11 protein-coding genes are annotated in these 11,859 nt (G+C 61.2%); 3 read left to right on the top strand and 8 right to left on the bottom strand.

The window, feature by feature from the left end; genetic code table 11:
- Nucleotides 1-784: 784 nt before the first annotated feature.
- Nucleotides 785-1,726: a vWA domain-containing protein gene (locus ACWUI2_RS05860; protein ID WP_486981925.1), complete on the bottom strand. Its 942-nt coding sequence runs from the start codon at nt 1,724-1,726 to the stop codon at nt 785-787.
- A gap of 244 nt (nt 1,727-1,970) precedes the next feature.
- Nucleotides 1,971-2,102 carry a hypothetical protein gene (locus tag ACWUI2_RS05855; RefSeq protein ID WP_486981924.1) on the bottom strand — a complete coding sequence of 44 codons (132 nt, stop codon included), beginning with the start codon at nt 2,100-2,102 and terminating at the stop codon, nt 1,971-1,973.
- Nucleotides 2,103-2,271: 169 nt separating this feature from the next.
- On the opposite strand from ACWUI2_RS05855, the gene ACWUI2_RS05850 reads away from it, so the two are divergent.
- On the top strand, nt 2,272-2,919 hold the full coding sequence (locus ACWUI2_RS05850) for a lysophospholipid acyltransferase family protein (RefSeq protein ID WP_486981923.1): 648 nt from the start codon (nt 2,272-2,274) through the stop codon (nt 2,917-2,919).
- A gap of 37 nt (nt 2,920-2,956) precedes the next feature.
- On the opposite strand, the gene ACWUI2_RS05845 is transcribed toward ACWUI2_RS05850, so the two are convergent.
- Together ACWUI2_RS05845 and ACWUI2_RS05840 are read right to left on the bottom strand one after the other, a co-directional pair.
- Complete coding sequence (locus ACWUI2_RS05845; protein ID WP_486981922.1) at nt 2,957-4,222, bottom strand: glycosyltransferase family 4 protein; 1,266 nt, start codon at nt 4,220-4,222, stop codon at nt 2,957-2,959.
- Between the two features lie 342 nt (nt 4,223-4,564).
- Nucleotides 4,565-4,954, bottom strand: a complete 390-nt coding sequence (locus ACWUI2_RS05840; protein WP_486981921.1) for a hypothetical protein — start codon at nt 4,952-4,954, stop codon at nt 4,565-4,567.
- Between the two features lie 273 nt (nt 4,955-5,227).
- On the opposite strand from ACWUI2_RS05840, the gene ACWUI2_RS05835 reads away from it, so the two are divergent.
- Entirely contained in the window at nt 5,228-5,758 is a 531-nt protein-coding gene (locus ACWUI2_RS05835; RefSeq protein WP_486981920.1) for a glycine cleavage system transcriptional repressor, read from the top strand.
- Between the two features lie 100 nt (nt 5,759-5,858).
- A complete protein-coding gene (typA, locus tag ACWUI2_RS05830) occupies nt 5,859-7,682 on the top strand; it encodes a translational GTPase TypA (RefSeq protein ID WP_486981919.1) in 1,824 nt (607 codons plus the stop codon).
- Between the two features lie 247 nt (nt 7,683-7,929).
- Here typA and ACWUI2_RS05825 read toward each other — a convergent pair whose 3' ends face one another.
- The 4 genes from ACWUI2_RS05825 to ACWUI2_RS05810 form a co-directional block, all read right to left on the bottom strand.
- Nucleotides 7,930-8,337, bottom strand: a complete 408-nt coding sequence (locus tag ACWUI2_RS05825) for an endonuclease domain-containing protein (protein ID WP_486981918.1) — start codon at nt 8,335-8,337, stop codon at nt 7,930-7,932.
- 178 nt (nt 8,338-8,515) lie between these two features.
- Nucleotides 8,516-9,745: a glycosyltransferase family 4 protein gene (locus ACWUI2_RS05820; protein WP_486981917.1), complete on the bottom strand. Its 1,230-nt coding sequence runs from the start codon at nt 9,743-9,745 to the stop codon at nt 8,516-8,518.
- Entirely contained in the window at nt 9,742-10,587 is an 846-nt protein-coding gene (locus ACWUI2_RS05815; protein WP_486981916.1) for an SDR family NAD(P)-dependent oxidoreductase, read from the bottom strand. Before ACWUI2_RS05815 ends, ACWUI2_RS05820 begins: the two co-directional genes overlap by 4 nt.
- On the bottom strand, nt 10,575-11,846 hold the full coding sequence (locus ACWUI2_RS05810) for a beta-ketoacyl-[acyl-carrier-protein] synthase family protein (protein WP_486981915.1): 1,272 nt from the start codon (nt 11,844-11,846) through the stop codon (nt 10,575-10,577). The genes ACWUI2_RS05815 and ACWUI2_RS05810 overlap by 13 nt, the downstream gene beginning before the upstream one ends.
- Between the last annotated feature and the right edge of the window lie 13 nt (nt 11,847-11,859).

The raw sequence follows: 11,859 nt of genomic DNA, 5'->3' as shown, positions 1-11,859 counted from the left end.
AGCCATCATGGCTCCGGCGCAAGCCCCCCGACGCGGTCGGATCTTCCGGGTCGAGCTTTCGGGGTAACCTTAACGACTCATGCGACCTGGCGACGCCAAATCGAAGGATTGGTTCCCGGCCGACCTTCTTCGGAGACCGACGCCGACGGCGGAAGGCAGGATGCCATCCCTCCCAGTGGCGAAAAAGTTTCATTCCGGATCTTGGCTTCCAGGCGAATGTCATTTCCGTAGTCGGGTTGGCTCCGCCGCCCGACCGCAGCGGCCAAAACTGTCCGCCCTCCATTGATAACCAGCGTCGAGGTCACGCTCTACAGCCTCGGGCATTTCGACCACATCCGAAAATGGGGCGGCGAAGCCAACCCCACTACGTTCAATGCGGGTAGCCAGGCCAAATCGGAGGGTTCCAGCCCGACCTTCTTCGGAGACCGACGGCGACGGCGGACGGCAGGATGCCATCCCTCCCAGTGGCGAAAAAGTTCATCCATATGGTTTCCCGGGGGGGCCGGATCTTAGCCTCCAATCGAGCGACATTTCCCGTGGTCGGGTTGGCTCCGCCGCCCGACCGCAGCGGCCAAAACTGTCCGGCCTCCATTGATGGCCAGCGTCACGATCAGGCTCCACAGTTCCAAGCATTTCGACGCATCCAAAAATGGGGCGGCAAAGCCAACCCCGCTACGTTCAATGCGGGTAGCCAGGGGAAATTGGAGACCCTCTTCTTACGCGGACGGCGGACGGCAGGATGCCATCCCTTTCGTCCGGTGTCGATCACGGCGCGCGACGCCCTTTAGAACTCCCGCAATTCACCTCCGTAGGCCCGCGTCAACCGACGCATCCCTTCCGCGTCGGACCGCTTCATCTCGAATCCGATTACGTGAATCCGGACCGTCCGTCCAGCCTCCCGCCCGAATCGATCGATCGCCCCCATCAATACGGAATACGGGATTTCCGGGTAACTGTAATTCCCCGGCGACCCTTCCCGGCGATTCAATTGCCCATCGGTCAGGACGAACACCACATCAGGTTCCAAGGCGAACGCCGCCTGGAACGCCGCCTCGTGCCCGTAATATTCCTGGTCGGCCCGCGCCCGCGGGTTCCCCCGGAGATTCGCCGGCACCCACCGGGTAACCGCCTCCTTGTTGGCCCGGGTCGCCGGAGCGAGAAAATTTTCAAACGACCGGACCCCTTGACTGAATTGCACGATCCCAAACAAGGCGCTCGACTGCAATCCCTCGACCAGACCGATCATCTCCTGCTGTATCCGGTCGATCGATACTCCGCGGCGTTCGGCTTTGTTGACCACCGAAACCGAAGTGTTCACCACGATCACAATCCGGTCGCCGCTGTCCTCGATCCCGAAAAACGAGGCGGCCGATTTCCCCGCGGCCGAGCCACCGAAACCGAGCAACCCTGACTGAGCCAACAAGGCGTTAGCATCGGGGACGGACGTCAATTCGGTATCGATCGAATTCGCGTCCGGCGACATCATCGCGGGGAGCGGGGGCAAACCGTCGGGCAACATCGCCGCCGAAGTCAGCCGCTCCATCATCGGCGGTTTCGCGGTCGCCTGTTGGAACTCCGCCAAAGCCACCCGGTGCTCGAGTTCCTTTTGCGGCAAATGGATCGTCGGGGCTGCAACAAATTCCGGCTCGGCCTTGGGCGACGGGATCGCGACGATCACGAAAGCGGTGACCGCCAACAAGCCGGCTTGCACGGCCAGAGCGAGCATTAGTGGACCCGTCCGGCGAATCCGGCGAGTACGCGGTTGCGGAATTTCATTCGGCATCGGGGTAGCGAGGAGGGACATTTTTCGATCCAGCATACGCCCCATCCGCGAAAGCAGAAGCAAAAAATCGCGCGAACCTCAGCGGAACGCCTAGGCGGAGCCCCGGCTCCAAACAGGCACTTACGTCGACGGAAAGACCGCATAAATGCGGAAATCCAACCAGTCGACTCACCCGAGCCATCGCGGCTCAGCTCAACAGGAACCAGGCGTATGCGATTCCCAATACCATCAACAACACCCGCACCACCTGCTCCGGCAACGATATCCGATCGTCGTGATGCCCGAATCGATGCAGGGTTTCCCTCTGATTTGTTTCCATCCAGCGTTTCCTCCTTACCAAGATCGTAACATTCTTCCGAAACCCGGACCATCGGGGGAAGCCCCGACCGGCGGGGGTAAAATTTCCCGAACCGGATCATGGGGACATCTCTAACCAACCTCCGCTTGGGCCTTGAACTTTTCCCCGCGACCTTCGAACCTTGCGCATCGTGCCGAATTTCAAGGTCAACATCCTGCGTCAACGCCATCGCCTGATGCTCTTCCCGCTCTGGGGAGTGATGCGTCTCTGGGCCCTGACCTTGCGTTTGCGAATCGCGCCGGAAGACGAAATCCGGCTTCGCGACGCCTCCCGCCCGACCGTCCTCCTCCTTTGGCACAACCGGCTTTTTTTCGCCGAATCCATCTACCGGCGTTACCGCCATCCCCGTCCGACGTGGGGGCTGGTGAGCGCAAGCAAAGACGGCGCCTGGCTGTCGGCGTTTTTCAATTTGGCCGGACTCCGCAGCGTCCGGGGCTCCAGCAGCAAAGGGGGCCGCGAGGCGTTGACAGAGTTGACTCAAAAGCTCGCCGGGGGCGACGATGTCGCCCTCACCCCGGATGGACCCCGCGGACCGCTTTACAGTTTCAAGCCGGGGGCCTCGATCCTGATCCGAAGGAACCGGGCCACCGTTTTGTTATTCGGATTCGTCCCGACCGCCGGATGGCGCGTCAAAAGCTGGGACCGCTTTTTCCTGCCCCGGCCATTTTCCGTCGTCACCGTTCGCACCCGTGCCTTGCCTCCCGAGGATCTTCCCTCTGACCTGAAAGAATGCACCGATTTCCTCCGCGAAGCCCTTCTCACATTGAATCCGGATTGATGCAAGCGGGTGAAGGCGCAGCGGAAGCGCCGATTCATCATACCGCTTCTTCTTCCAGCAGTCCTTCAACCTTGGTGGCTTGATACAGGAGCGTTTCAACCCGGCAGCTGATCCGGTGCATCGAATAATGCCGGGTCACCTCCTCGTAGGCGGTATCGGCCAACTGCTCCCCAAACTCCGGCTCCTCGGCCAGCTGAATGATCTTATCGGCGAGTTCGTAATGATTGCCCGCTTCGAACGTGACCCCGTTTTCACCATCGCGGATGACTTCCCCCGAGCCGCCGTTCGGAGTGGAAACGACCGGAACCCGAGCCGCCATCGCCTTCAAGTGGACCAACGGGAACGGTTCCGGATAACGCGACGTGAAAATCAGGGCATCGTACAAATGGATCCGGTTGCGGACCTGCTCCTCGAAGGCCGGCTTGAAACTAACTGCCCCGCCGAGCTGATAGCGACGGACGTAGTCGTGCAACAACGCCTCGAATTCGGGAGTTCCCTTTCCATAGATATCGAGGGAAAAACGATCATCCCCCCGATGGCGCAACTCCTGGATGGCCCGGATCGCGGTCAACGGATCCTTCTCGTCACTCAACCGCGCGACATAGACGAGTTGACAGCTGACCGATGACTGCTGCCCCCGCCTCGGCCTGATTTCTGTCGGCGAAACGGCGCACGGCACCACCCGAGCTTCCGGAAAGGTGAGTCCGCAGGCTTTGGATGTTTCCTCTTTGAGAGATTCGGAGCAGAAGTAAATGTTCTCGAAACGCAAACTGTCGATCTTCCCGAGCGCGGCCTGCCGCAGGACCAATTTGTCGAGGCCCAACGCCCTCAAGATCGGACGCATCACTGCCGTGTCGGTCAGCGATTCCTCGTTCCAATAGTTGCTCCACCGGTCGTTCTCGCACGCGCCCGCCAACCAATAGTCGTAGACGCCGTAAAGGCACGGGATGCCGCTGTTCTCGATGATTTCCAAAAGGGCGGTCGGCATGCGGTCCATCCCCCAAACCATCACCGCTTCCGGTAAAAAGGTCTCGAGATGCCGTTCCAGAATCCGGCGATTGCTCCGCACCAGGGCAAAAAGCCGGTGGAATGGCGGAGGCTCGGTTCCTTCCTCATCGTAAAGCTCCAACTCGCGAAAAACGTGCCGCTGGTTTTCACCCGGTCGATCGGCGCCGATCCGTGACGTCAACACCCGGATCTGGTGTCCGCGACTGGCCAATTCATGGCAAATCTGGTAACACTGCAGCTCATAACTGCCGAAGGAATGGGGCGGGTAGTAATTGCTCAGGATTAACAGTCGCATCGCACAAGGGGTCCTTTCCAAGGTTTGAAACCCTGGCGGCGGGCGGCTCCCCGGCGCTGCTTGGCTCTCGTTCCCTACCAACACCCCGGGACGATCGCCGCCCGACGAACAGGGTGTGATTGCAGAGGGATGTTTCGCGGTTTAACGGGAATCATACCCCCTACCGGTCCGCTTGTATAGTCGGAAAGGCGACTTTTCGAACAAAAACGCCATCAACACCCGTCCCGCATGATCGGTCGCGGGAGTTGCCGGCCTGGATTATTCGCGAAATCCGGAAGCGATGAAGTCCGAGGCGCAAACCGAATCGCGACGGCGTCAGAACGCCGGCGCTAGTCGGCAAATCTAGAATTCCGGATGGATCACCTGGGACTCGCCCGGAGCCACTTCGAAGTTCTCCCCTTGCGACCAAATCTGATCGTTGATGAGAACCTTGAAAGAGACCTTCTCCTTGGCGGCCTTGGTGCTCCACTCCCAGCGGGATGCCTCGGAACAGTTCATCGGCACGCCGCTCTCCCAATTCAATCCCGCTCCCTCGCCGCGGATGAACAGTTGGTTGCCGAACCCGACGTCGGCCTCCACCGTCACCGTGGTGCTCTTCGCCCCATTCCGTTTGGCCGGAGCCCGCTTCGCCGGGGCTTTTGCGGCCGCCTTCGGCTCCGGAGCAGCCTGGACCGCAGCGGGTGTCTTCGCGGCAACGGCCTTCTTGGCGGCCTTGACGGGCGCCGATTTCACAGATGTTGTTTTCGCGGCCTTCTTGGCGCCGCCCGATGTTTTCTTGCTGCTGTTGGTCATTGGCTTTTCGAATCAATTCATGGAACTAGCCTCTAACGAATAGAAGTAAAACCTGACGGGGTCAATCCGATAACACGCGAGAGTTTCACAAATTTCCAACATCGTTTCCCGGGAAGCCGGCGTCCCCGCCGGTCCACCTCAGAAAGTGGTTGGCACCTCCCTTCGCGGCGGTTTGAATAATAAGGCACAACGATCAGCACGATTTGTAATCCTATGGCCAATACACTCGTTTTCACCATCATGGGGGCCGACCGCCCCGGTCTCGTTTCCCAACTCACCGCCGCCGTGGCCGACTCCGGCGGAAACTGGGTGGAAAGCCGCCTGGTCCGCCTCGGGGGTCAATTTGCCGGCGTGCTGAGGGTGGAGGTCGCGGAAGACCAAGCCGAATCCTTGGCGGAGGCGGTCCGGCGCCTGGAAAACGCCGGCCTCCGCTCCCTCTGCGGGAGCGAATCGACCCCGGTCCAACCGGAACGCGACTCCCGCCTGGTGAAGCTCGAGTTGATCGGTTCAGACCGCCCCGGCATCCTTAAAGCGATCTCGCAGGTCCTCGCCAAACATCAGGTCAACATCGAGGAACTCTCCACCGAACGCCGCGCCGCCCCGATGTCGGGCGAAGCCCTTTTCCAAGCCTCGGCCGTCGTCCACGTCCCGCCCGACACCCGGCTCGGCGCCCTCCGGGAAGATCTCGAAAAGATCGCCGGCGACATGATGGTCGACCTCCTTTTCGGAGAACGCGGCGGCTGATCCCATCCCCTCCACCCGCCCGTTGCCTCACCTTCCCGCTTGCTATTCTGCGGGAACATGCCAAGTTCTCCGGTTTTTTCATTCAACCGGGAAGAGTTTCATGAGCCGCAAGATCCGCAACATCGCCATCATCGCCCACGTCGACCACGGCAAAACCACGCTGGTGGACTGCCTCCTTAAAGAAGGGGGTGTCTACCGGGCCAACCAGGCCGTCCAGGAACGAGCCATGGACTCGATGGACCTCGAACGCGAGAAGGGAATCACCATCAAAGCCAAGAACACTTCGGTCCATTGGCGCGATACCACCATCAACATCGTCGACACCCCCGGCCACGCCGATTTCGGGGGCGAGGTCGAGCGGGTCTTGAAGATGGTCGACGGCGTCCTCCTGATCGTCGACGCCTGGGAGGGCCCGCAGGCTCAAACACGCTTCGTTCTCCGTAAGGCGATGCAACACGGTCTGAAACCGATCGTCGTCATCAACAAGATCGACCGCGACCACGCCGACCCGGAGAAAGTCCACGACAAGGTCCTCGAACTTTTCCTCGAACTCGAAGCGACCGAAGAGCAGTTCAACGCCCCCTTCATCTATGCCAGCGCCAAAAACGGTTTTGCTCTCCGCGACATCAAGGACGAGCGCAACGGCATGGCCCCGCTCCTTGAAACCATTTTCGAAGCGATCCCGGCCCCGGAGGCCCACCCCGACGAACCGTTCAAGATGCTGGTCAGCAACATCGACTGGAGCGACTACGTCGGCCGCATCGCCATCGGCAAAATCCTCTCCGGCCGGGTGAAACCGGGCGATAATGTCTACGTCCAACACAAGGACGGCAGCCGCGAGCGTTGCAAGATCGCCAAGGTTTTCGAGTTCTCCGGCCTCGGCACGGTCGAAACCGAAACCGCCGAAGCCGGCGGCATCGTCGGCCTCGCCGGGTTCAACGAGATCGAAATCGGCGTCACCTTGAGCGCCGACGAAAAATCGGAGCCGCTTCCGTTCGTCGAGCTCGATCCGCCGACCATCCAGATGAATTTCTGCATCAACGACGGCCCGCTGGTCGGCCGCGAAGGAAAATTCGTCACCTCCCGCCAGGTCCGCGATCGTCTTTACAAGGAGGCGAAGACCAATATTTCCATCCAGGTCGAGGACACCGATTCGTCCGCCGCTTTCCGGGTCAGCGCCCGCGGGGCGATGCAGATCGCGGTATTGGTCGAGCAAATGCGCCGCGAAGGATTCGAGGTGCTGGTATCCCGCCCGACCGTGATCAACAAAATCGAAGCCGACGGGACCGTCCTCGAACCGCTGGAAAACCTCTGGGTGGAAGCTCCCGACGATTGCCTCGGTTCGATCATGCAGAACCTGTCCAACCGGAAGGGGCAGATCACCAACATGACCCACCACAACCTCGGGGTCACCGTGGAGGCACTCATTCCGACCCGCGGACTGATCGGTTTTGAAACCGATCTCGTCAATCTCACCAGCGGTCAGGGCGTGATGTCGCACTTGTTCCACAGCTACGCTCCGTTGACCGGCGAGATCCAAACCCGCCAAAGCGGCACCTTGGTTTCGACCGACCAGGGCGAAGCGACCGCCTTCGCCCTCTTCAACCTCGAAAGCCGCGGCAAACTTTTCATCGGGGCCGGCGAACCGGTTTACGAAGGAATGATCGTCGGGGAGAATCCGCGGAGCGAAGACCTCCCGGTCAACCCGACCAAAGCGAAGCAACTCTCCAACGTCCGCTCCCAAGGCGAAGGCAAAGGAATCCAACTCGCCCCGCCGATCCAATTCTCTCTCGAGCGCGCCATCGAATACATCGCGAACGACGAATACGTGGAAGCCACCCCCAAAAGCCTCCGCCTCCGCAAACGCATTCTCGACACCAACGAACGCCGCAAACAAACCAAAGCCGCCAAGGCGAGCGTCTAGTGCCGAGACACTAGTTTATGGCGCAACCTGATCTCATCGTTCCCCTCTGGAGAGGGGGGGACCATGCGAAAGCATGGTGGCTGTATTCGGTTCGAAAAAGCCGACCCGCTGACGGTTTTTCCCTCCGGTTTCCCGCTTTATCACTGGACGTCGGCACGCTTCAAGTTTGCCTCCGCGGTCGTATTCCCCGGGGAACACACCCCACCACTCTGGCGAGCGGTCCCCCCCTCTCAAGAGGGGAATTTTTTCACGGCGGATCCCCTCTTGAGAGGGGGGGACCATGCGCGAGCATGGTGGGGTGTGTTCTACGAGCGATCCACGCCTTAATCTCATCGACCACTCCATCGCAATTCGCCCGCACCTCCTTCTCGCCAAAGCGAAGCACGGTAATGCCAAGCCGGAGCAACGCTTGTTCCTTTCTCCTGTCGTCCGCAGCGCGAAAGTCGTGCGACATCCCGTCCACCTCGATCGCCAGACCAACATCGGGACAGAAGAAATCGACGATGAATTCATCGATGGGCTTCTGCCTGTGAAAATCAAAGCCGAGGCATTGCTTCCGCTTCAAAGCCTTCCATAGGAGAACCTCTCCAAGAGTACTTTTCTTTCGAAGTTCGCGCGCCAGCTTGGCTAAGCGGGGATTGTAGGGGTAGATCATGCTGTTCACTTTGAGCTGATGGTCACTCGACGGCAATTACGAACCGCGCGGGGAGCAATCATCGATCCCCTCTTGAGAGGGGGGGACCATGCGCGAGCATGGTGGGGTGTGTTCTCCGCATTCCTTCCTTTTCAAAGTCTTCCAAGGGATCCACGAAAGACGGACACACCCCACCGCTCTAGCGAGCGGTCCCCCCCTCTCCAGAGGGGATCTTTTGCAAGAAGACCGCTCGAAGCCGTTTCGCGTTTTCGCGAGCGTCGAAGTGCGTTTCCACCCAAGATCGACCGGACCGACCGAGGGTCTCCCTTCGGACCTCGTCGAGACGAAGCGCGGCGATGGTTTCGACCCATTTCTTCGGTTCTGCCGGATCGAGCAGAAAACCGGTTTCCCCGTCCGCCACCGCTTCCACGGTGCCTGAAACCAGGGCGGACAATACCGGCAATCCGTAAGCCATCGCCTCCCCGAGCACATTCGGCAAACCGTCCCGGTCGTTGCTCCGCGCCACCCGGCCGGTGAAGCAAAACAGGTCGGCCCAGCGATAGAGTTCGGCCACCGCTTCATACGGTTGCGGTCCGACAAACTCGACTTCCTTCTCCAAGCCCAACTCCCGCCGCAAACGCAAAAGCCGGCCGCGCAACGCCCCGCCGCCGACCACCCGGCATTCGAACGGAACTCCCGCTTCCTTCAACGCGGCGCAAATCCGCAACAGATCGTCGAATCCCTTCTTTTCCACCAACCGCCCGACGGTCAACAAACGGACCGCCCCCCCGGCTTCGATTCTCCGGACTCCCCGGACTTCCGGAAACTCCATCAACCCCCGCCGGATCATCACCACCCGATCTTCGTCCGCCCCGCGCCGCAACAATTCCCGCCGGGTCGCGTCGGTCGAGGTATGGATCATCCGGGCCGCACCGAGCTTGCGTTCGAGCAACCAATCGCCGCCGTCACGAAAAACATCATACGCGTGCGCCCCCATCGTGAAACGGCTTCCGGTCAACTCGCCGATCAACAACGCGGCCGCCGCCGGAGCGGTCGCCCAGACCGCATGCAGCTGACTCCGCCCTTCGCCGGTCCGCCGAAAATGCTGCGCCCAAACCACCGCGAAGGCGAATCCGAGCAGGTTCTCCAAGCGGTTGATCGTCCCGGCCGGACGCCCGGCCCGCAGATCACGCGCCAATCGACGAAATACTTCGGGGCGCCGCCGATACTCCCGCCACGCCGCGAACGGGACCGCCGCCCATTGCCACACCCGAAACCGTTTCACCGGTACTCCTTGGAATTCGTTTTCCCCGCCAAACAGAGAAAACAACTCCAACTCCACCCCGAGTTCCCGCATCGCCTCGATCTCCCTCTGCAGAAACCGTTCGCTCAACAATGGAAACGTGGTGAAGAGATACGTGATCTTCACCCGCCGTCCCTTTCCCCGGTTTCCTTCAATCCGTAATACCGTCGAATCGCCGCGCGCAGCCACGATCCGGGCAGAAGTCTGACGGCGAGCGAGGCCACCACGGTTTGGAAAAAGATTCCGCTTCGGACCGTTCCTTCTTTCCCCCGGACCATCGCCCGCCAGAGATCGGCCGCCGCCCGGTCCGGACCCGGCGCCCGCTCGTGATGGCGGGCCAACCGCTCGACGTAGGCCCGCCGCCCGGAATCTCCATCCCCGGCGTCGAACGTATCAACGAACGGGGTACGGAAATCGCCCGGCCGAAAGTCAATGAATCGAGTCTTCGGATACGCCGCCCGATCAAGCGCCAGACTCAAGGTGAATCCGCTCAATCCGGCTTTCACCGCGTTGTATGCCGCCATCAACGGGATCGGCAGCTCGGCCGCCAGCGACGAGGTGTTGACGATCACCGTTGGCGCCCGCCCGCCGGGACGCGTGACTTCGGCCAAAAAGAACCGGGTGGTCGCGGCCGGTGCCCACAACAGGACCCGCAAGGTTTCCTCCAACTCTTCGAGTGGACGTTCCACCAAGGTTCCGACATGCCCAAAACCGGCGTTGTTGACCACCAGATCGATTCCGCCCGATTCTCGGACAATCGACTCCAACTCCGCGGGCAAGGCCGACTGATCCGCCAAATCGAATTTCCGCCAATGGAACCGCCCCTTCTCCTCCAACGGCGGCTTCCTCCGACTGATGCCCCAGACGGTCAACCCCTGGTCCAACAGAAGTCGCACCAGCGCCAGGCCGAGCCCGGAGGAACACCCGGTGACCAGCGCGACGCTTCCCTGCCCGATCACCCGCGGCATGACCGAAACGCCAGGGAGACGTTGGCGCCGCCGAAGCCCGCGCTGTTGGAGAGCGCCACCGTCGGTTGAGAGGACTCGGTCGCCGTCGGGAGCCGAAGTCCTTCGCAAGCCGGATCGGGTTCGTAAAGACCGGCGTTCCCCGGCACAAATCCGTGCTTGAGCGCCAAGGCGGTGAACACGCTTTCCATCGCCCCGGCGGCCGACAAGGAGTGTCCGGTCAAACCTTTGGTCGAACTGATCGCCACCCGCGGTTGCTCGCCGAACACCGTCCGGATCGCCTTCGCTTCGGCGATGTCGCCGGTCAATGTGCCGGTGGCATGGGCGTTGATGTAATCGACCGCGTCGGGTTCGAGGCCCGCGTCGCGCAACGCCTGCCGCATGGCCCGGGCCAGGCCCTCCCCTTCCGGATGTGGACTGGAGGGGTTGTAGCCGTCGGTCGACTGCCCCCAGCCGAGCACCTCGGCATACGGCTGCGCCCCGCGCTTTTCCACCAGATCCCCCCGCTCCAAAATCAGGGCTCCCGCGCCGCCGCTCCCGACGAAGCCGGACCGGCGCCGGTCAAACGGCTGGCTCGCCCGGTCCGGATCCCGGCTGGTCGAGAGCGCCCGCATCCCGGCGAACGGCAGAATGCTTTCCAGATCCCCGTCTTCGGTGCCGACCACGATCATCCGCTCCTGGCGACCCGCGGCGATTTCCTGAAAGGCCGCGCCGAGGGCGTGGGCCGACGAGGAACAGGCCGAGGCGAAACCGCAGCTGTTCCCTTTGATTTTGAAAAGCGTGCAGAGATTGAAATTCACCGCGCCGACGACCGACCGAATGATCCCGAGCGGCGAAACCCGGCCGACACCCCGCTCATGCATCCGTTTCATCTGGTGATACACGGTCGAGGTCGATCCCGACGAACCGGAGTAAAAACCGGTCTCGGGCGAACTGATCTCCTCCCGCGTCAACCCCGCGTCCTCGATCGCGTCGAGGACGGAACGGTAGGCGTAAAAGACATGGGGCGACATTCCTTTGAGTTGCACCCGGGGCATCTTGTAACGGTCGGGAAAGGTCCATTCTTCCGGATCGCCGGAAGACGTATTCATTTCCTTGATCGTCCCGGCGAGAAACACCGGACAAGCGATCGCGTCGCCGAACGGCGGATACGGCTCAATGCCGTGCCGGGTCGCTCGAAGGCTTTCGCAAACCGCTTCCAACGAATTCCCGATCGAGGAAACCACCCCCATGCCGGTAATGCAGACTTTGTGCCGTTCCATGGTATTCCGTGTC

Source organism: Verruconatronum alginivorum, assembly GCF_056590205.1.
The sequence above is the reverse complement of the archived record's forward strand: the minus strand, read 5'-3'. Positions and strand labels throughout refer to the sequence as shown.

Coding starts and splice junctions, on each gene's coding strand:
- ACWUI2_RS05860 (WP_486981925.1), bottom strand. CDS start 1,726: ATGCTCGCTCTGGCCGTGCAAGCCGGCTTGTTGGCGGTCACCGCTTTC.
- ACWUI2_RS05855 (WP_486981924.1), bottom strand. CDS start 2,102: ATGGAAACAAATCAGAGGGAAACCCTGCATCGATTCGGGCATCACGAC.
- ACWUI2_RS05845 (WP_486981922.1), bottom strand. CDS start 4,222: ATGCGACTGTTAATCCTGAGCAATTACTACCCGCCCCATTCCTTCGGC.
- ACWUI2_RS05835 (WP_486981920.1), top strand. CDS start 5,228: ATGGCCAATACACTCGTTTTCACCATCATGGGGGCCGACCGCCCCGGT.
- typA (WP_486981919.1), top strand. CDS start 5,859: ATGAGCCGCAAGATCCGCAACATCGCCATCATCGCCCACGTCGACCAC.
- ACWUI2_RS05825 (WP_486981918.1), bottom strand. CDS start 8,337: ATGATCTACCCCTACAATCCCCGCTTAGCCAAGCTGGCGCGCGAACTT.
- ACWUI2_RS05815 (WP_486981916.1), bottom strand. CDS start 10,587: ATGCCGCGGGTGATCGGGCAGGGAAGCGTCGCGCTGGTCACCGGGTGT.
- ACWUI2_RS05810 (WP_486981915.1), bottom strand. CDS start 11,846: ATGGAACGGCACAAAGTCTGCATTACCGGCATGGGGGTGGTTTCCTCG.